The organism is Paracoccus sp. DMF (assembly GCF_004407025.1).
Classification (GTDB): Bacteria; Pseudomonadota; Alphaproteobacteria; order Rhodobacterales; family Rhodobacteraceae; genus Paracoccus; species Paracoccus aminovorans_B.
Map to the genome: position 1 here is coordinate 36,587 of NZ_SOKV02000003.1, position 18,595 is coordinate 55,181.

Genomic DNA, 18,595 nt, shown 5'->3' on the forward strand with positions numbered 1-18,595 from the left:
CTGCGGGCTGGGGTCATTTTCTTGGACAATCGGCATTGACCCTGCCGCGCGGCCCCCATAGTTTTCCGCGACGCGGCAAGACCCCTTCGGGCCGGCCGCGCCGTGTCTTACAGATGGAGAATGGGCATGTCCCGACAAATGACCGGTGCAAGGATGGTTATCGAGGCTCTGCGCGATCAGGGCGTCGACACCGTATTCGGCTATCCGGGCGGGGCGGTACTACCCATCTATGACGAGATCTTCCAGCAAAACGACATCAAGCACATCCTGGTCCGCCACGAACAGGGCGCCGTCCACATGGCCGAGGGCTATGCGCGTTCCACCGGCAAGCCGGGGGTGGTTCTGGTCACCTCGGGGCCGGGCGCGACCAATGCCGTCACCGGACTGACCGATGCGCTGATGGATTCGATCCCGCTGGTCGTGCTGACCGGCCAGGTCCCGACCTTCCTGATCGGCACCGACGGTTTCCAGGAGGCCGATACCATCGGCATCACCCGCCCCTGCACCAAGCACAACTGGCTGGTGAAAGAGACGGATCAGCTGGCGGCGACCATCCACAAGGCGTTCCACATCGCCACCTCGGGCCGGCCGGGGCCGGTGCTGATCGACATCCCGAAGGACGTGCAATTCGCCACCGGCGACTATGTCGGCCCGAAACAGATCGAGACGCCCAGCTACCAGCCGGCGAAGAAGGGCGACCTGGCCACCATCACCCGGCTGGTCGAGCTGATGGAGACGGCCGAGCGGCCGATCCTTTACACCGGCGGCGGCGTCATCAACTCGGGCACCGGCGCCAGCCAGCTCTTGCGCGAACTGGCCGAGGCGACCGGCTTCCCGGTGACCTCGACGCTGATGGGGCTTGGCGCCTATCCGGCCTCGGGCGGGAAATGGATCGGCATGCTGGGCATGCACGGGCTTTACGAGGCCAACATGGCCATGCACGACTGCGATCTGATGATCGCGGTCGGCGCCCGCTTCGACGACCGCATCACCGGCCGGGTGGCGGATTTCAGCCCCGGCTCGGTCAAGGCGCAGATCGACATCGACCCGAGCTCGATCAACAAGGTGATCCGGGTCGACCTGCCCATCGTCGGCGACGTCGGCCATGTGCTCGAGGACATGCTGAAGATCTGGAAGGCGCGCGGCCGCAAGACCAATGCCGAGGGCGTGCGGAAATGGTGGGTGCAGATCGAGCAGTGGAAGGCGAAGAACTGCCTTGGCTATCGCGGCTCGGACAAGGTGATCAAGCCGCAATACGCCCTGCAGCGGCTGCAGGCGCTGACCGCGGCCAGGAAGCCCTATATCACCACCGAGGTCGGCCAGCATCAGATGTGGGCGGCGCAGTTCCTGCATTTCGACGACCCGAACCACTGGATGACCTCCGGGGGCTTGGGGACGATGGGCTATGGCCTGCCGGCCTCGATCGGGGCGCAGGTCGCACATCCCGAGGCGCTGGTGATCAACGTCGCCGGCGAGGCGTCCTGGCTGATGAACATGCAGGAAATGGGCACGGCGGTGCAGTTCCGCGCCCCGGTCAAGCAATTCATCCTGAACAATGAACGGCTTGGCATGGTCCGGCAGTGGCAGCAGCTGTTGCATGGCGAGCGCTATAGCCAGAGCTGGTCGGAAAGCCTGCCCGATTTCGTGAAGCTGGCCGAGGCCTTCGGCTGCAAGGGTCGCACCGTCTCGGATCCGGCCGATCTGGACGCCGCCATCCAGGAGATGATCGACTATGACGGGCCCTTCATCCTGGACGTGCTGGTCGAGAAGCACGAGAACTGCTTCCCGATGATCCCCTCGGGCAAGCCGCATAACGAGATGCTCCTGGGCGAGGCCGCGACCGAGGGCGCCATCACCGGCGCCGGCGCGGCGCTGGTCTGAGTTTTAGGAAAGCGAGAAGAACATGGCGGCACTGAATATCCAGAAGGGCGCATCCAGCCATTCGGCCTATGACCTGCGCGACCCGAATGCCGAGATCATCGAATCGCACACGCTGGCGGTTCTGGTGGAAAACGAGCCGGGCGTGCTGGCGCGGGTCATCGGCCTGTTCTCGGGCCGGGGCTACAACATCGACAGCCTGACCGTGGCCGAGGTCGATCACCTGGGCCACCGCTCGCGCATCACCATCGTGACGCGCGGCACGCCGGCGGTGATCGAGCAGATCAAGGCGCAGCTTGGCCGCATCGTGCCGGTGCATGACGTGCACGACCTGACCGTCGAGGGCCGCAGCGTCGAGCGGGAACTGGGTCTGTTCAAGGTGGCGGGCAAGGGCGAGAAGCGCGTCGAGGCGCTGCGGATCGCCGAAATCTTTCGCGCCAGCGTGGTCGATTCGACACTGGAAAGCTTTGTCTTCGAGATCACCGGCACGTCCGAGAAACTGGACGCCTTCGCCGAGCTGATGCGGCCGCTGGGCCTGTCCGACCAGGCCCGCACCGGGGTCGCCGCGCTGGCGCGCGGCGCCTGATTCCCCTTAGCGGGCGGCCGCGACTTTCAGCGGCCGCTCGTGCAATCCCGAATCGGGGTTCGAGATCACCCGCAGCACCGGGCGCGGCATTTCGGGCTTTTCGCCGATGCCCCGCAGCAGGCTTGGCAATTCCGAACGCTTGTTGCCCGAGACGAGGCTCACGCTGCGCGCGTGACGCAGATCCTTGATCGTTTCGATCTCAAGTTCGACCAGATCGCCCGCTTCGGGCCAATCGCCTGGAAAAACCAGGCTTTCTTGTCCCTGAAGATAAGCCAAGGCGCCATGATCCTCGCACCAGATCACCGCTTTTTCCTTGGCGGGACTGCTCCACAGAATAACCCCGATCATAAAAGCTCCTAAAAACCCGAACCGCTCGTGACCATGAACGGCGCACAACCCAGAACGGAAACTATCGGCAGTTTCTCGCCTATGAAAGCGAATTTTTGCTCGGAACGCGACGTTCCCTAGGCAAAATTACCGATCAGGCTCCGAGAGCAGCGGCACAACCGCAAGAATGTTACAGGTTTCGTTAACCTGTCGTTTTCGGCAATCACGGTCCGGTGATGCGGGAATGTCACAAGCGGCGGAATTATCGCACCCGCCCAGCGCGATAGTCGCCCACCGCCCGCGCAACCTGCGCCATGCGCGAGACGTTCGAGGGATGCGTGCCCATGATCTTGTCGCCCGGGTCGGGAATGCGGGCGAAGAACTGCGCCCCGTGCTGCGGATCGAAGCCGGCATTCAGCGTGATGATGGCGCCCAGGTAGTCGGCCTCGAGCTCCCAGTCCTTGGAATAGTAGCGGGCGCCGAACTGGGCGCCGAAATCCTGCGCCGACTTCACCGCATCGGCATTGCCGCCATAGGCGCTGGCCAGCCCGCCCAGGATCACCGCGCCCATGGTGGCGGCGCTGCTCTTGCGGTTGATGTGGCCCAGGATGTGGTGGCTGGCCTCATGCCCGACGACGAAGGCCAGTTCGTCGGCATTGCGCGCCTCGCCGATCAGGGCCAGGGTAAAGCCGATCACCGGGCGTCCGGTCGCGTCCACGGTCTGGAATGCGTTCGGCTCCAGCCCCGGGCGGTCGTCGACGACGAATTGGAAATCACAGCTGATCGGCTGCTTGCGGCGCGCCACGCATTCGCGTTCCACCGCCGGCTCCATCCGGTTGATGACCGCGATGAAGGCCCGGGCCGAGGCGCGGGCCCCGGCCGGCGTGTCCGGCGCCGGCGCGGCCAGTTCGGGCAGCGGCCGTGTCGCGCCCGCCCCCGGCTGCGGCACGGGCGCCGCGACGCAGCCCGCCAGGGCCAGCAGAATCGCCGCCGCCGCTTGCCAGGTTCTGCCCATCTGCCGCCTCATGCCGTGCTTGTCCTTTTTCGCCACTCTAGCCGCGCGCCCGCGACCGCGCCAAGCCCCGCTCTTGCCCCCGCAGCGTTATCACGCAATTGTTGAGGAAAGCTGAACCGGAAAGGCCCGCATGTTCACCATCGAGCACGATTTCGACGCCACCGTCATTACCCTGATCGACGAATTGCCCGAGGGCGAGGCCGGCGCGCGGCCGCTGAACGAGGATGTGGTGATCCAGAGCTTCGACGACCGCGTGGTGATCGAGCAATACGACCCCGACACCGGCGAGCTTTCGCAGATCCTGCTGACCATCGAGCAGCTCGAGGAATTGCGCGCCGCGCTGAACCTGCCCGAGGGCAACTATCGGCTGGAACGGCGCTAATCCAGCCGGAAGAGCTTGTCGCGCGAGGTGGCGCCGCGCAGCAGCGCCAGCCGCGTCTTGGCGACGCCCAGTGCCTTGGCCAGCAGCTTGACCACGGCGGCATTGGCCTTGCCGTCCTCGGGCACGACGGTCACCAGGACGCGGATCGTCTCGCCGTCCAGCAGCACCGCATTGCGCGAGGCGCGCGGCGTGACCCGCACGGCGATTTCGGTCCCGGGCCGGGCGAGATGGCGAAGATCGGTCATGCGCCTTATCAAGCGCCGCGCGGCGAAAAAGGCAATCCCGACTGGCGCCGGTCGGCCTGCGTGGCTATCTGAAGGGCAAAAGCGCGCACCGGAGACCCGCCATGCAGCACACCGACCCCGCCACCCTGGCCTTTCTGCGCCAGCGCCGCTCGCACCCGCCGAAGCTGCTGACCGGCCCCGCGCCCGAGCGGCAGGAGCTGATGACCCTGCTGGAGCTTGCCGCGCGCGTCCCCGACCACGGCAAGCTGGAGCCCTGGCGCTTCGTAGTGCTGGAACGCGCCACGCTGGACCGGCTGGCGCCGCTGCTGGCCCAGCAGGTCACGGCCCAGGGGGGTGACGCGGCGGCGGCGGAAAAGGCGCGCTCGGCCTTTGCGTCGCCGGTGATCGTCGCGGTGGTCTCGGCGCCGGTCGACAGCCCCAAGGTGCCGGAGTGGGAGCAGTTCCTTTCGGCCGGGGCGGTCTCCCTGGAGCTGCTGAACGCGGCGCTGGCCGCGGGCTATGGCGCGGCCTGGCTGACCGGCCCGGCGGCCGAGCCCGACTTTGCCCGCGCGCATCTGGGGCTGGGCGCACATGAGCGCATCGTCGGCCTGATCCACATCGGCCAGCGCGGCGCCACGCCCCCCGACCGGCCGCGCCCCGACGTGGCGGCCAAGACGACGTTCCTGTGATGGTGCTCAAGGCGCTGTTCCTGGCCTGGGGCGATCTCGCGCGCCCGCGCATTTTCGGCGTGGTGGCGCTTGGCGTCGGGCTGACGCTGCTCTTGTTCGTGGCGCTGCAGGCGCTGATCTTCTGGGCCGCCGGCCATTTCGCGCCCGAAAGCCTGACCCTGCCCTGGATCGGCGCCGTGCCGCTGGCGCCCGCGCTGTCCTGGAGCTCGCTGCTGCTGTTCCCGCTGCTGAGCATCTTCCTGATGGCGCCGGTCGCGGCCGGCTTCTCGGGGCTTTTCGCCGAGCGGGTCTCGGAGGCGGTCGAAGAGATCCATTATCCCGCCAGCAAGGGCCTGCCGGTGGACTTCTGGGACGGGCTCTGGGAATCGCTGGCGGTAATGGGGGCGGTGATCCTGGTCACGCTGGTCACGCTGCTGCTGACGCCCTTCCTGGGGCCGCTCGCCTCGCTGCTGTTCTATGGCGGCAACGGCTGGCTTCTGGGGCGCGAGTTCTTCCAGATGGCCGCCCGGCGCCACCTGCACGAGCCGCAAGCAACAGAGCTGCGCCGCAGCCTGTCGGTGCAGGCCACGGCGCTGGGGGTGCTGATCGCGCTTCTGCTGACCGTGCCGGTGCTGAACGTGGTGGTGCCGGTGCTGGCGGCGGCGGGCTTCACCCACCTTTACCACATCAGCGCGTCCAGGCCTCGAGATCGGCGCGGGTGATGATGCCGCCGATGATGACATAGGCGATCACGCCCCAGATCAGCGCCGCGATCAGCGTGGCCCAGATCAGCTTTTTCTTCAGCCTGGGCTCATGCGGCGCGCCGGCCGGCGTGCCGGGCGTCACCTGCCCCACGTCGGCCTGGCTTTTCTGGCCGATCGGCAGCAGCACGAACAGCACCAGGAACCACAGCACCGAATAAAGGACGATGCCGCCGGTCAGGCTCATCAGATCTGCTCCAGTTCGATCAGGCAGCCGTTGAAATCCTTGGGATGCAGGAACAGCACCGGCTTGCCATGGGCGCCGATCTTGGGTTCGCCATTGCCCAGCACGCGGGCGCCTTCGGCTTTCAGCTTGTCGCGCGCGGCCAGGATGTCCTCGACCTCGAAGCACATGTGATGGATGCCGCCCGAGGGGTTCTTGTCCAGGAAGCCCTTGATCGGGCTGTCTTGACCCAAGGGATAGAGCAGCTCGATCTTGGTGTTCGGCAGTTCGATGAAGACCACGGTCACGCCATGGTCGGGCTCGTCCTGCGGCGCGCCGACCCTGGCGCCCAGGCTGTTTTCGTATTGCGCGGCCGCGGCGGCAAGGTCCGGCACGGCAATGGCGACATGGTTCAGGCGTCCGATCATCTGGTCCTCCGTCGTTTCCCGCCCTTCTAGGCCGGACCGGCGACAGGGGAAAGGAAAACACGCGGGCGTTAACGCCTTCTTAGGAGAATCGCGCAATCCTGAAGCTGGAAGATGATTCTCGGTAAGGATTTTAGCGATGACGGAACAGGACAGAATCGGTGAGGAAGAATTCCCCACCTGGCGGGTCACCCTGCCCAACCGCCCGCTGACCGGCCTGACGGTGCTGGTGGTCGAGGATTCGCGTATCGCCTCCGAGGCGGTGCGCCTGCTGTGCCTGCGCTCCGGCGCACGCATCCGTCGGGCCGACAGCATCCGCGCGGCCCTGCGGCATCTCCAGACCTACCGGCCCGGCGCGGTCATCGTCGACATGGGCCTGCCCGACGGCAACGGCGCCGACATGATCCGCGCCATCGCCGGTGCGCTGCCGCGCGTCCCGGTGATCCTGGGCATCTCGGGCGATCCCGACAATCGCGAGGCCGCGATGCAGGCCGGGGCCGACGGCTTCCTGGTCAAGCCGATCGAAAGCCTGGCGGTGTTCCAGCAGGCGATCCTGTCGGCCCTGCCGCTCGAGGCGCGGCCGCAGGGGCTGCGGCTTTTGCCCGACGATGTGATCGCCGCCGATCCGGTGGCGTTGCGCGCCGATCTCAGTCATGCCGCGGACGCCCTGTCGCAGGCCGACGATACCGAGGCGATCGAGTATATCGCCCGCTTCCTGGCCGGCGTGGCGCGCTCGGCCCATGACCGCATGCTCGAGGACGCGGCAACGGCGCTGGCGCGCGACCATGCCGAGGGCCGGGCGCTGGCGATGGACCTGGCGCGGATCAGCGGGCTGGTGCAGGACCGGCTGGCGGCGGTCCGCATCTGAAGGGCCGGGCGGCCCGTCGTCCCGACGCGGCCTTCGCCTGCCAAGGCCGGCGGCTGTCGGCCAAGGCGCGGATCGGAAGGAGCGAGACCCCAACCGGGCGCATGGATATGTCGCAGTCGGCTGCTGACGGATTGGCGCCAGCTGGATGCCCATCGCGGCATCGCCATAGCTCTTGCGCCCTGAACCGGGCGCATCCCGTCAGCAGCAGGTCTTGACCGCATGGCGGCCCCGTCCGCGCGGTCGGCAGGAACTGCCCTTGGTGCCGCCGAAGGGGACATGGTAGCGACGCCCGCGGTCGTCAGGTCCGCCATCGCCCCGCCCGCGCCTGCGCGCGAAACCCGCACCTGGCGCAGCGATGCGGCTCCGCTGCCGGATCAGCCGCCGACGGGCTTCGTGAACAGGATCCATTCGCTTGCATCCACCTCCCAGTCGTCCTTGACGACCGGACGGCGGGCGATCTCGCGGTAGCCCTTCGCCGTATAGAGACGCAGCGCATCCCGGTGTGTGTCCTCGGCGATCAGGCTGATGCTGGCGTGACCGGCCGCGGCGGCGACGGCTTCGGCATGCGCCAGCAAGGCGCTGCCCAATCCCCTGCCGCGAAAACCCTCGTAGGTGGCCAGGACGTTCAGATACCACGACCCCGGCGCCAAGGCCTCGAGCTCCAGCAGCGGCACGAAGAGCGGCGGCGTGTCCGGGTCGATCGGCCCGGGCTCCGCCTCGGCGGCATAGCCCAGCAGGCAGGCGGCGACGGCGCCGTCGATCTCGGCCAGCCAGGCGTTGCGATAGGAAAAGTTCCCCGTCTCGCGCGCCGCGCGCTCTCGCCCCAGCGCCCAGGGGTCGCCCTCGGGGCCGACCGTCTTGCGCCAGAAATGCAGCGGCAGGTCGTCCGCCGCCATGTTGATGAAGCGCACCAGATCGGCGGCATCCGATGCCCTTGCCTTGCGGATCTCCATGCCCCTGTCCTGTCCCTTGCCCGCGCCCTGGGCGCCCGCCCTTCTTTGCCGGTTCGGCGGCCGTTCGCCAAGCCCCTTCGGCCCCATCCGATCGTCCCGCTTGCGCGCCGCGCGGGGGCCGCCTACCAAAGGCTTTGACCCAAGGCGCGCCTCAGGAGGAGAGACATGAGCGACACGGTTTTCCGCTTCCCCGAACCCGGCCCCGAGCCCATCACCACCGACCTGGAGGGCTGGACCAAGGTCGAAGGCAACCCGAGCATGCGCTATTGGGTGCAGCACACGGCGGCCGATGGCAGCGTGATCTCGGGCACCTGGGAATCGACGACCGGCACCTGGCACGCGAGCTACCAGTCCTACGAATTCGTCCACCTGATCGAGGGCCGCATCACCATCACCCCCGAAGGCGGCGAGCCCGTCACGCTGACGCCCGGCGACGCCTTCGTGGTCGAGCCGACCTTCAAGGGCACCTGGGTCGTCGAGGAGCCGGTGCGCAAGCATTTCGCGATCAAGCTGAAATAGGCTGCGCCGCCGCGACGGGCCTTTCGGGATAGCCCCAGATGATCACCCCCGACCTGATCCTGACCCAAGCCCGCGTCCTGACCATGGACCCGGACCGCCCCCGCGCCGAGGCCGTGACCCTGGCCGGCGGGCGCATCCTCGCGGTGGGCAGCGCGGCCGAGATCGCGGCCCTGGCCGGGCCGGGGACGCGGATCATCGACGCTGGCGGGCGGACGCTGCTGCCCGGTTTCTTCGAGGGGCATGTGCATGTCGGGCTTGGCGGTGCCGACCTGACGCATCTGCACATCGGCCATCTGCACGGGGCCGAGGCGGTCGGCGCCGCCTTCCGCGACTTCGCCGCCGCGAATCCCGACGCGGCCCTGCTGATGGCGCAAGAGGCGCATTACGGCATCCTGGGCCAGCCCGCCACGCGCCACGATCTCGACGCGATGATCGCCGACCGGCCCATCGCGATGATGTCGCCCGACCTGCACACGGTCTGGGCCAACACCGCCGCGCTGAAGGCCGCCGGGCTGCTGCATGGCGCCCGGATGCCGCATGGCCATGAGGTCGTCCTGGGCGAGGACGGGCTTGCCACCGGCGAGCTGCGCGAGTTCGAGGCCTTCGGCCCGCTGATCGCCCATGCCGGCGAGGGGCGCATCAACCTGGGCATCGCCACGGGCGAGGAACCCGACCCCGCGCCCACGGCGGCCGAGCGCGCCGCCGACAAGGCGCTGCTGCTCAAGGGAATGCAGCATTGCGCCGCGCATGGCGTGACCAGCCTGGTGAACATGGACGGCAACCGCTACACGCTGGAGCTGCTGGCCGAGATGCGGGCCGAGGGCCGCCTGCCCCTGCGGGTGAAGGTGCCGTTCCATTTCAAGCCGCATATGGGGCCGGATGCGCTGGACCGCGCATCGCGCATGGCGGCGGAATTCGACGGTGACTGGATCAGCTCGGGCTTCGTCAAGATGTTCATGGACGGGGTGATGGACAGCCGCACCGCCTATCTGCTGCAGGACTACCCCGACCAGCCCGGCCACCGCTCCGCGCCGCTGTTCTCGCCCGAGCGTTTCGACCGGATCGCGACCGAGATCGACCGGCGCGGCTTGCAGATCGCCGTTCATGCCATCGGCGACGGCGCGGTGCGGGTGGTGATCGACGGCTATCAAGCGGCCCGCGCCGCCAACGGCCCGCGCGACAGCCGCCACCGCATCGAGCATATCGAGCTGATCGACCCGGCGGACGTCCCGCGGCTGGGGGCCCTTGGCATCACCGCCAGCCTGCAGCCGCCGCATGCGCCCGGCGCGATGGATTTCCCGCAAGAGCCGACGCTGTCGCGGATCGGCGCTGCGCGTTGGGCGGATGCCTATCTGTGCCGCAGCCTGGCCGAGGCGGGTGCCGCCATCGCCTTTTCCAGCGACTGGCCGGTGGCCGACGTCTCGGTGCTGCGCGGCATCGCCGCGGCCCTGACGCGCAGGCCCTATGACGGCGCCCGCGACGAGCGGCTGTCCCTGATGCAGGTGCTGCACGCCTATACGGCGGGCGGCGCCTGGGCCGCGCACCGCGACCACGTTACGGGAACGCTGCGCCCCGGGCTGGCCGCCGACCTGGTGATGCTGGGCGGCGATATCGAGGCCACGGCCCCGGCCGCCATCCCCGATCTGGGCGTCGCCCTGACGATCTGCGGCGGCCGCATCATCCACGATGCCGGCATGGCGGGCTGAAGGCACGCAGAGACTCCGGCGCGGTTGCCGACCGAGGCGATGCATCGCCCCTCGCTCAGTCCAGCGTCTGCCGGAACCTCAGCAGCGCGACGAGCATCAGCGTGATCGCGAAGAGAGCAAGCGCGGCGAGGGGCTGCGCCACGGCCTCGTAGCCCGCGCCCTTCAGCATGACCGCCCGGATGAAGCGCAGGAAATGCGTGAGCGGAAAGATCTCGCCCAAGGCCCGCGCCCAGCCGGGCATGCCGCGAAAGGGGAACATGAAGCCCGACAGCATGATCGAGGGCAGGAAAAAGAAGAAGGTCAGCTGCATCGCCTGCATCTGCGTGCGCGCCACGGTCGAGATGAGATAGCCCAGGACCAGAAGTGCCATCACGAAGATCAGGATGCCGCCCAGAAGCAAGGCCAGCGAGCCGACGAAAGGCACATGGAACAGCGCCCGCGCCGCGACCAGGACCACCAGCACCTGCACCGCGCTGACGCCGAGATAGGGCAGCATCTTGCCCAGCATGATCTCGAGCGGCGTCGCCGGCATCGACAGCAGGTTCTCCATCGTGCCGCGCTCGATCTCGCGGGTCAGGGCCATGGCCGTCATCATCACCATGGTCAGTTGCAGGATAACGCCCAGCAGGCCCGGCACGATGTTATAGGCGGTGATGCCTTCGGGGTTGTAGCGCCGATGCACCAGGACCTGCAGCTGCGTGTCGCGGGCAGCGCCCGCCTGCGCCTCGGTGCCAAGCTCGCGTTGCAGGGCCTCGGCCGCGACGGTGCCAAGCGTCGAGACGGCGCCCGAGGCGACGGCGGGGTCCGTCGCATCGGCTTCGATCAACATGACGGGATGGTCGCCGCGCAGCACGCGCCGCCCGAAATCCGACGGCAGGGTCACGACGAAGGACACCGCGCCCCGGGCCAGCAGCCGCTCGGCCTCGGCCGCCGAGACGCCGGGCGAGGTGAAGCGGTAATAGTCGGTCAGTTCCAGCGCGGTGACGATGGCGCGGCTGAAGCGGTCCTGCACCGGCGCGACCAGCGCCGCGGGAAGCTGCTTCGGGTCCGAATTGATCGCAAAGCCGAAAAGCAGAAGCTGCATCAGCGGCACGCCCAGCATCATCGCGAAGGTGATCCGGTCGCGCCGCAGCTGGATCACCTCCTTCCTCAGCAGCGCGAAAAGCCGCGTCAGCGAAAACAAGCGGCTCATCGCAGGCTGTCCTCGGAAGCCGCCATGAGCTGGATGAACACGTCCTCCAGCATGGTTTCGGCGGGGTGCATCGTGGTGCCGGTCTCGCGCGCCACCGCCTCGGCCGATTGCCGCAGCGCGGCCGCGTCCCGGCCGACGACATGCAGCGTGGTGCCGAAGGAGGCGACCTGCTCGACCCCCGGCCTGCCCTTCAGGCGGCGCGCGGCCTCGGCGGTGTTCGGACCTTCCAGGACCACGGTGGTCAGGCCCGCCCCCGCCACGACATCGGCCACCCTGCCCGCCGCGATCAGCCGGCCATTGGCGATATAGTTGATGCGGTGGCAGCGCTCGGCCTCGTCCATGTAATGGGTCGAGACCAGCACCGTCAGCCCCTCGGCCGAGCGGGCGTGGATTTCGTCCCAGAACATCCGCCGGGCCAGGGGATCGACGCCGGCGGTGGGCTCGTCCAGCATCAGAAGCCGCGGCCGGTGCATGATGCAGGCCGCCAGCGCCAGCCGCTGCTTCCAGCCGCCCGAAAGCGATCCGGCCAGCTGGTGGCGGCGGCCGGCCAGCCCCAGATCCTCGAGCGTGTCGCGCACGATCCGCCGCGCCGGGGTCAGGCCGTAAAGACCGGCGACGAAGGACAGGTTCTCCTCGATGGTCAGATCCTCGTAGAAGGAAAAGCGCTGCGTCATGTAGCCGACCTTGCGCTTGATCCGCCGTCCCTGGCGCCGGATGTCGAAGCCCAGCACGCGACCCTCGCCCGCGTCCGGGGTCAGAAGGCCGCACATCATGCGGATGGTCGTCGTCTTGCCCGAGCCGTTCGGCCCCAGGAAGCCCGCGATCTCGCCGCGCTCGACCCGCAGCGATACGCCGTCGACGACGCGGCGGTTGCCAAAGATCTTCACCAGGCCGGTGACGGCGATGGCGGGCTCTTCGGTCATTCCGCCGCCCCGGGCAGCAGGACATCGACGATCTGCCCCGGCTTGAGGCTGGGGCTCGCGCCCGTCGGGCGGGCCTCGACCAGGTAGACGAGCTTTTGCCGGTTCTCGAGCGAATAGATCACCGGCGGCGTGAATTCCGGGGCATCGGCGACATAGGTGACCGTCGCCGCCAGCCCGTCCGGGCAGCCGTCGCAGCGGACGGCAAGGGCCGAGCCGACCGCGATCGCCGCCGCATTCCGGGCGGGCATGTAGAGCCGCAGCTTCACCGCACCATCCGGCAGGAAGGACAGCACCGGCTGCGCCGGTCCCGCGATCTCGCCCGCCGTGCGGATGATGTCGTAGACGGTCCCGGTGGCGGGGGCCGCCAGGCTGCGCTTCGACAGCGCCCAGACGGCCCGGTCGCGCTCCGCCCTTGCGGCGGCACGGCGCGCTTCGGCGGCGGCTATGGCATGCGGGCGGGCCGGCAGCCTTGCCACCGCCAGATCCGCCTCGATCTCGGCCACCCGCGCCGCGGCGATCTCGGCGGCGGTCGCGGCATCCTCGCGCTGCGTCTGGGTCGCGCTGCCCTTGTCCGCCAGGCTGGAAAGCCGGATGGCCGTCCGCCTGGCTTCCGCGGCTTGCGCGCGCGCCGAGACCAGAGCGGCTTCGATCACCGCGATCTCCTCGGGGCGCTTGCCAAGGCGCAGATCGGCAAGCTCCGCCTCGGCGCGGGCCAGGTTCGCCTCGGCCTCGGCAAGGGCGATCTTCGCGGCCGCCCGGTCCAGTTCCACCAGCGGGGCGCCCGCCTCGAGATGGTCCCCCCGGGCGACGAGCAGCGTGGCGATCTCGACCGTCTCGACCGGGGCGACCAGGACGTATTCCCCCTCGACATAGCCGGTGGCAAAGGGCAGCGGCGGCGCACAGGTGGCAAACAGCACCGACAACAGCGGGACCGAGCAGACCGTCAGGCTCATCGCGGTTCCCCCTGTGTCAGAAGCCGCAGGTTTTCGGCAATCACATCGCCGATCCGGCCTGCCTCGGCTGGGCCGATGCTCGGCCAGCCCATCCTGCGCATGACGATCTCGCGGCCGAGCCGGAAATACAGCACCTGGCCGATCATGGCGAAGACCGAGAGCTTCACCGCCTCGCTGTCGGGGTCCGCGCCGCTGGCGATCGCCCAGAGCTCGGAAAGCTCTGCATGTTTCGGGCCGATGAAGCAGTCATGGATCAGCTCGGTGGCGGCCCCGCCGCGGCTGAGTTCCGTCAGCGCGAAATTCACCATCGGCCCGGCCTCGGGGGCGCTGCCGATGAAGGCCACAACGCCGCGCAGGATGGTCTGCAGGCGCCGGAGCGCCGCTGCCGGGGTCAGCCCCGCCGAGGATCGCGGCGCCCCCGCGACCGCCATCAACCGCCGCGCCACTTCGCCCACGACGGCGCGGCGCAGGCCGTCCTTGCCGCCGAAATGATAGGCGATCAGCGCCAGGTTCACCCCAGCCTTCGCGGCCAGCTCGCGCGTGGAGGTCGCATCGAATCCCTTCTGGCCGAACAGCAGCAAGCCCGCCTCGATCAGCGCCTTCTGCGCCCCTTCGGGCGGCTTGTCCGGAATCTCGATCATGGGTAATTATAATCAATCGTTTGATTAAATTCAATCGAGTCGGCTGCCGGATGCGCGACGCTCATGCCGGGCGCAGTTCTGCGCCGTTCCAACCCTGGGCGCTGGATCACCAGCATCGGCCCATCAGCGATGTGCTGCCGGGCCGATGCCGCCCTCAGTCCAGCCCCTCGCGGAACTCCGCGATCAGCGCCTTCACCACCGTGACAAGGGCTTCCTCTCGCGTCGCGCCGGCGTTCATGGCCGCGGCATGCACCGCGCGTTGGCGTTCCGCGGAATTGCCCTCTGCCACCAAGGCGCGCAGCCGCGCCGCGGCGGGCTGGCTGTCGAGCGCATCCGCATCCTCGCCGATCAGTTCGAGCCAATCCTCGGCCATCTCGGCGGCGGGCTTCAGGCGGTTCTCGCCAAAATCGATCAGCCCTTCGGTCAGCCCATAGCGGGCGGCCCGCCAGCGGTTCTCGGCCAAAAGGAAATTGTCGTATTGCCGCCAGCGCATGTTCCGCCGCGACAGCCGCCACAGCATGCGCAGGGTCGCCTGGATCAGCGCGGTCAGCGTCAGCGTGTCGTCAAGGCGCGGGCAGGCATCGCAGACCCGGGTTTCCAGCGTCGGGAAGCGCGACGAGGGCCGCAGATCCCACCAGATCTTGCTGCTGTCCTCGATCAGGCCCAGCGAGGTCAGCGCCTCGACCGAGCGCTCGTATTCCCCCCAGCTCGCCAGCCGCGGCGGCAGCCCGGTGCGGGGATAGCCGCCGAACACGGTCGTGCGATAGGAAGCAAGCCGCGTATCCTCGCCCTGCCAGAACGGGCTGGAGGCGGACAGCGCCAGAAGCTGGGGCAGGAAATACGAAAACTGGTTCATCAGGTCGATGCGCATGCTGTCCTGCGGGATTCCGACATGCACATGCATGCCGCCGATCAGCATGCGCCGCGCCACGCCGCCCATCTCTTGCGACAGCTCGTTGTAGCGGCTCTTGTCTGTGTGATCCTGGTCGCGCCAGTCGGCGAAGGGATGGCAGGCGACCGAGATCGGCGCCAGCCCGAACCCGGACGCCTGATCCGCCACGGTCCGGCGCAGCCGCGTCAGCTGCCGCCGCGCATCCGCGATATCCGTGGCGACCGGCGTCGCGACCTCGATCTGGCAGCGCAGGAATTCCGGGCTGACATGGTCGCCAAGTTCGCGCCGGCAGGCCTGCATCAGGGCATCGGGCGCCTCGGCCAGAGCGCCGGTCTCGGCATCGACCAGCAGATATTCCTCCTCGATGCCGAGAGTGAAGTCCATGTCGCAGCCCATGCGGCCCTCCCGGCGGGTCGATTGCAGTTCGCCGGATCAACGCTGCCGGCCGGGCGATGTTCCACGGAACGACCGTCCGACCGGCGTCGAGCCTTGCGACCGGCCCGTCACCGCAGCGGCGGGCGATCAGCCCTGCAGGACCGCGCGACGCGCCGCCGACCAGCGCATCAGCAGGTGATCGACCATCAGCCCCATGAAGGCGACGGCCAGCCCCAGCACCAGCCCCTTGCCGACATCGGTGGCCGAGAGCGCCCGCTGCATCTCCTGGCCCAGGTCCTGCGTGCCGATGAAGGCGGCGATGATGACCATGAACAGCGCAAACATCACCGACTGGTTCAGCCCGACCATCAGCGTCGGCAGGGCCAGGGGCAGGCGCACCGACCAGAGCAGCTGGCGCCGGGTGGCGCCGCTCATCTCGGCGGCCTCGACGGTCTCGGGCGGGACGTTGCGCAGGCCCTCGACGGTATAGCGCACCAGCGGCACGGCGGCAAAGACCACCACCGCCGCGACCACCGCCACGTCGTTGACGCCGAACAGCATCACCACCGGGATCAGGTAGATGAAGCTGGGAAAGGTCTGGAACGTGTCGCAGGCCAGCAGCACCGCCTTGGCCCGGGTCTCGCGCCCGGCGGCCCAGATGCCCAGCGGCAGGCCGATCAGCAGCGCCAGCGCCACCGCCGTGCCGACGGTATAGACGGTGATCATCGCCCGGTCCCACCAGCCCGACAGCGCGATGGGCAGGATGAAGCCCAGGCAGACCAGCGCCGAGCGGGCGCCGCCGATGCGCCAGCCCAGGGCCGCCAGTGCCAGCAGCACGCCGACGAAGGGCAGCCACAGGATCGCGTCGCGCAGGGGGATCAGCACCCAGGTGATCAGGAACCACCGCAGCCCGTCGGTCAGCGGCCGCACCACGCCCAGCAGCATGTCCATCACCGCGTCGATGGGGCCGGCGATGCTGAGCGCCTGGCTCCGCTCGACGACATGGAAATAGGGCACGGCGCGCGCCAGCAGGAACCCCGCCAGCACCAGGCCAAGCCAGACCAGCAGCAGCCGGTGCCGCGCGATCCGGCCGGCGCCGGCCTCGGCATGGGCGGGCTGGTGCAGCGCCCAGGCCTTGGACAGCCGGTCCAGCGCCACCGCCAGCAGCACGATGGTGATGCCGATCTCGAAGGACAGGCCGATCTTCAGCGCCTGCAGCAGTTGCAGCAGCTTCTGCCCCAGCCCCGGCATGCCGATGAACGAGGCCAGCACGACCATGGCCAGCGACTGCATGATGACCTGGTTGACGCCAATCAGGATCTCGGTCCGCGCGGCGGGCAGACGCACCCGCGTCATCACCTGCCAGCGGTTGGCGCCGGCCATCTGCCCGGCCTCGATGATCTCGGGCGCGACGCGGCGCAGGCCCAGCATGGTCATGCGGATCATCGGCGGCACCGAGAAGATGATGGTGACGATGGCGCCCGACTTCGGCCCGACGCCGACAAAGACCACGACCGGGATCATATAGGCGAAATGCGGCAGCGACTGCGCCAGGTTCAGCACCGGGTTCAGCAGCCGCTCGAACCGGGGCCAGCGCCAGCCCATGATGCCAAGGGCCAGCCCCAGCGCCACCGCGACCGGGGTGGCGACGGCGATCACCGACAGCGTCTCCATCGCCCATTTCCACTGGCCCATGACGGCGATCCAGACGAAGGTGCCGCCGGTCAGGGCCGCCAGCCGCCAGCCGCGCAGGGCATAGCCCGCCATGGCCATGGTGCCGGCGACGACGACCCAGGGGATCGGACCCAGATGCGGCCAGCGCGAGCGGCCGTAAAGCAGGTTCGCCGTGGTATCCAGCGCCGCCTCGACCGCGCCGGCGAAGGCGCGGGTGACGTGGATCAGCCCCAGGTCGTCGCGCAGGAAATCGAAGACCGCATTGATCCAGCCGGCAAAGGGCAGGACCAGCCAGTCCGGCGGCCGGACCAGCCCGGCCGGCAGCAGCGGCTTGGCCAGCACCAGGACCAGCGCCAGGCCGGCCAGGATCCAGGCCGCATGCGCCGGGCGCGCCGCCCCTGACCCGGTCATGGCCGGTCCCCCAGGATCAGGTCGGTCGCCGCCTGCCGGTCGAGCAGCCCGAGCAGGCTGCCGTCCGCCGCCGCAACCGGGATCTGCGGCCGCGGGTCGGCCAGGATGGCGCGGGCCATGTCATGCAGCACCGCCTCCCCCGGCAGCGCCGCGCCGTGAGCGCCGCCCGCCGCCGGGACCACCAGCGCCGCCAGCCGCACCACGCGGGCGCGGTCGATCTGGGCGGTGAACTTGGCGACATAGGGCGTCGCCGGCGCCATGACGATGCGATCCGGCGTGTCGCATTGCTCGACGGCGCCGTCCTTCATGATAGCGATGCGGTCGGCCAGCCGCAGCGCCTCGTCGAAGTCATGGGTGATGAAGACGATGGTCTTGTCCAGCGTGCCCTTCAGCCGCAGGAATTCGTCCTGCATCTCGCGCCGGATCAGCGGGTCCAGCGCCGAGAAGGGCTCGTCCAGGAACCAGATCGCCGGCTCGATCGCCAGGCTGCGGGCGATGCCGACGCGCTGCTGCTGGCCGCCCGACAGCTCGCGCGGGAAATGCGCCTCGCGGCCGGTCAGGCCGACCAGCTCCAGCATCTCGCGGGCGCGGGCGATGCGGGCGGCGCGGGGCTGGCCGCGCATCTCCAGCGGAAAGGCCACGTTCTCCAGCACGTTGCGATGCGGCAGCAGGCCGAAGCTCTGGAACACCATGCCCATGCGGCGGCGGCGCAGCTCGATCAGCTGGGTCTCGGTCAGCGTGCCGATGTCCTGCCCCTCGACCGCCACCTGCCCGGCCGAGATGTCCAGCAGCCGCGACATGCAGCGCACCAGCGTGGACTTGCCCGAGCCGGACAGGCCCATCACCACCAGCATCTCGCCGCGGGGAATGGTCAGGCTGACGTCGCGCACCGCGGCGACGCAGCCCGCCGCGCGCAACTCCTCGGCCGAGGGATTGCGCGCCAGCAGCGCCTGCATCTGGTCGGGGCGCGGGCCGAACACCTTCCAGACGTTTCGGCAGTCGATCACGGCATCGCGCTGGGTCATGGGGCCTCCGGCGGTGACGGTTCCATCCGGGGCC

Annotated in this window: 21 protein-coding genes; 8 read left to right on the top strand and 13 right to left on the bottom strand. The window is 69.0% G+C overall.

All coding sequences use genetic code 11. The annotated features are described in order from the left end of the window. Positions 1 to 126: 126 nt before the first annotated feature. Positions 127 to 1,881, top strand: coding sequence for an acetolactate synthase 3 large subunit (locus E3D03_RS02420; RefSeq protein ID WP_062563341.1), 1,755 nt, complete (start codon positions 127 to 129; stop codon positions 1,879 to 1,881). A 22-nt stretch (positions 1,882 to 1,903) separates the two neighbouring features. After that, positions 1,904 to 2,464 (top strand): acetolactate synthase small subunit, encoded by a 561-nt coding sequence (gene ilvN / locus E3D03_RS02425; RefSeq protein ID WP_062562881.1) that lies wholly within the window; start codon positions 1,904 to 1,906, stop codon positions 2,462 to 2,464. A 6-nt stretch (positions 2,465 to 2,470) separates the two neighbouring features. Here the strand turns inward: ilvN and E3D03_RS02430 are convergent, their stop codons facing one another. Together E3D03_RS02430 and E3D03_RS02435 are read right to left on the bottom strand one after the other, a co-directional pair. Further along, positions 2,471 to 2,812, bottom strand: coding sequence for a hypothetical protein (locus tag E3D03_RS02430; protein ID WP_263565654.1), 342 nt, complete (start codon positions 2,810 to 2,812; stop codon positions 2,471 to 2,473). Positions 2,813 to 3,053: 241 nt separating this feature from the next. Continuing rightward, positions 3,054 to 3,806 (bottom strand): M48 family metalloprotease, encoded by a 753-nt coding sequence (locus tag E3D03_RS02435; RefSeq protein ID WP_018001008.1) that lies wholly within the window; start codon positions 3,804 to 3,806, stop codon positions 3,054 to 3,056. A 130-nt stretch (positions 3,807 to 3,936) separates the two neighbouring features. Here E3D03_RS02435 and E3D03_RS02440 point away from each other — a divergent pair, with 130 nt between their 5' ends. Next, a complete protein-coding gene (locus E3D03_RS02440; protein ID WP_062562879.1) occupies positions 3,937 to 4,188 on the top strand; it encodes a hypothetical protein in 252 nt (83 codons plus the stop codon). Here the strand turns inward: E3D03_RS02440 and E3D03_RS02445 are convergent. Next, complete coding sequence (locus E3D03_RS02445) at positions 4,185 to 4,433, bottom strand: DUF167 domain-containing protein (RefSeq protein ID WP_263565655.1); 249 nt, start codon at positions 4,431 to 4,433, stop codon at positions 4,185 to 4,187. The two genes, E3D03_RS02440 and E3D03_RS02445, sit on opposite strands and share 4 nt — an antisense overlap. 101 nt (positions 4,434 to 4,534) lie before the next feature. Between E3D03_RS02445 and E3D03_RS02450 the strand changes: the two genes are divergently transcribed. Next, on the top strand, positions 4,535 to 5,101 hold the full coding sequence (locus E3D03_RS02450; protein WP_263565656.1) for a nitroreductase family protein: 567 nt from the start codon (positions 4,535 to 4,537) through the stop codon (positions 5,099 to 5,101). Beyond that, positions 5,101 to 5,802: an EI24 domain-containing protein gene (locus E3D03_RS02455; protein ID WP_062562876.1), complete on the top strand. Its 702-nt coding sequence runs from the start codon at positions 5,101 to 5,103 to the stop codon at positions 5,800 to 5,802. Before E3D03_RS02450 ends, E3D03_RS02455 begins: the two co-directional genes overlap by 1 nt. On the opposite strand, the gene E3D03_RS02460 is transcribed toward E3D03_RS02455, so the two are convergent. Next, positions 5,768 to 6,028: a DUF1467 family protein gene (locus E3D03_RS02460; protein WP_263565657.1), complete on the bottom strand. Its 261-nt coding sequence runs from the start codon at positions 6,026 to 6,028 to the stop codon at positions 5,768 to 5,770. The genes E3D03_RS02455 and E3D03_RS02460 overlap by 35 nt on opposite strands. After that, a complete protein-coding gene (gene mce / locus E3D03_RS02465; protein ID WP_263565658.1) occupies positions 6,028 to 6,432 on the bottom strand; it encodes a methylmalonyl-CoA epimerase in 405 nt (134 codons plus the stop codon). Before mce ends, E3D03_RS02460 begins: the two co-directional genes overlap by 1 nt. 136 nt (positions 6,433 to 6,568) lie before the next feature. Between mce and E3D03_RS02470 the strand changes: the two genes are divergently transcribed. Further along, the gene (locus tag E3D03_RS02470; protein ID WP_263565659.1) at positions 6,569 to 7,297 is read left to right on the top strand and encodes a response regulator; all 729 of its coding nucleotides are present in this window, start codon (positions 6,569 to 6,571) and stop codon (positions 7,295 to 7,297) included. 374 nt (positions 7,298 to 7,671) lie between these two features. On the opposite strand, the gene E3D03_RS02475 is transcribed toward E3D03_RS02470, so the two are convergent. Next, positions 7,672 to 8,250, bottom strand: a complete 579-nt coding sequence (locus E3D03_RS02475) for a GNAT family N-acetyltransferase (protein WP_263565660.1) — start codon at positions 8,248 to 8,250, stop codon at positions 7,672 to 7,674. A 165-nt stretch (positions 8,251 to 8,415) separates the two neighbouring features. On the opposite strand from E3D03_RS02475, the gene E3D03_RS02480 reads away from it, so the two are divergent. Beyond that, a complete protein-coding gene (locus E3D03_RS02480; RefSeq protein ID WP_062562872.1) occupies positions 8,416 to 8,769 on the top strand; it encodes a cupin domain-containing protein in 354 nt (117 codons plus the stop codon). A 38-nt stretch (positions 8,770 to 8,807) separates the two neighbouring features. After that, on the top strand, positions 8,808 to 10,475 hold the full coding sequence (locus E3D03_RS02485) for an amidohydrolase (protein WP_263565661.1): 1,668 nt from the start codon (positions 8,808 to 8,810) through the stop codon (positions 10,473 to 10,475). A 55-nt stretch (positions 10,476 to 10,530) separates the two neighbouring features. Here the strand turns inward: E3D03_RS02485 and E3D03_RS02490 are convergent, their stop codons facing one another. The 7 genes from E3D03_RS02490 to E3D03_RS02520 form a co-directional block, all read right to left on the bottom strand. Next, the gene (locus E3D03_RS02490; RefSeq protein ID WP_263565662.1) at positions 10,531 to 11,667 is read right to left on the bottom strand and encodes an ABC transporter permease; all 1,137 of its coding nucleotides are present in this window, start codon (positions 11,665 to 11,667) and stop codon (positions 10,531 to 10,533) included. Continuing rightward, entirely contained in the window at positions 11,664 to 12,590 is a 927-nt protein-coding gene (locus E3D03_RS02495; RefSeq protein WP_263565663.1) for an ABC transporter ATP-binding protein, read from the bottom strand. The genes E3D03_RS02490 and E3D03_RS02495 overlap by 4 nt, the downstream gene beginning before the upstream one ends. After that, the gene (locus tag E3D03_RS02500; RefSeq protein WP_263565664.1) at positions 12,587 to 13,543 is read right to left on the bottom strand and encodes an HlyD family secretion protein; all 957 of its coding nucleotides are present in this window, start codon (positions 13,541 to 13,543) and stop codon (positions 12,587 to 12,589) included. Before E3D03_RS02500 ends, E3D03_RS02495 begins: the two co-directional genes overlap by 4 nt. Further along, positions 13,540 to 14,184 (bottom strand): CerR family C-terminal domain-containing protein, encoded by a 645-nt coding sequence (locus E3D03_RS02505; RefSeq protein WP_263565665.1) that lies wholly within the window; start codon positions 14,182 to 14,184, stop codon positions 13,540 to 13,542. Before E3D03_RS02505 ends, E3D03_RS02500 begins: the two co-directional genes overlap by 4 nt. A gap of 154 nt (positions 14,185 to 14,338) precedes the next feature. Beyond that, on the bottom strand, positions 14,339 to 15,472 hold the full coding sequence (locus E3D03_RS02510) for a carboxylate-amine ligase (RefSeq protein ID WP_263565666.1): 1,134 nt from the start codon (positions 15,470 to 15,472) through the stop codon (positions 14,339 to 14,341). A gap of 126 nt (positions 15,473 to 15,598) precedes the next feature. Continuing rightward, the gene (locus tag E3D03_RS02515) at positions 15,599 to 17,536 is read right to left on the bottom strand and encodes an ABC transporter permease (RefSeq protein ID WP_263565667.1); all 1,938 of its coding nucleotides are present in this window, start codon (positions 17,534 to 17,536) and stop codon (positions 15,599 to 15,601) included. Continuing rightward, positions 17,533 to 18,561: a glycine betaine/L-proline ABC transporter ATP-binding protein gene (locus tag E3D03_RS02520; RefSeq protein WP_263565757.1), complete on the bottom strand. Its 1,029-nt coding sequence runs from the start codon at positions 18,559 to 18,561 to the stop codon at positions 17,533 to 17,535. Before E3D03_RS02520 ends, E3D03_RS02515 begins: the two co-directional genes overlap by 4 nt. Between the last annotated feature and the right edge of the window lie 34 nt (positions 18,562 to 18,595).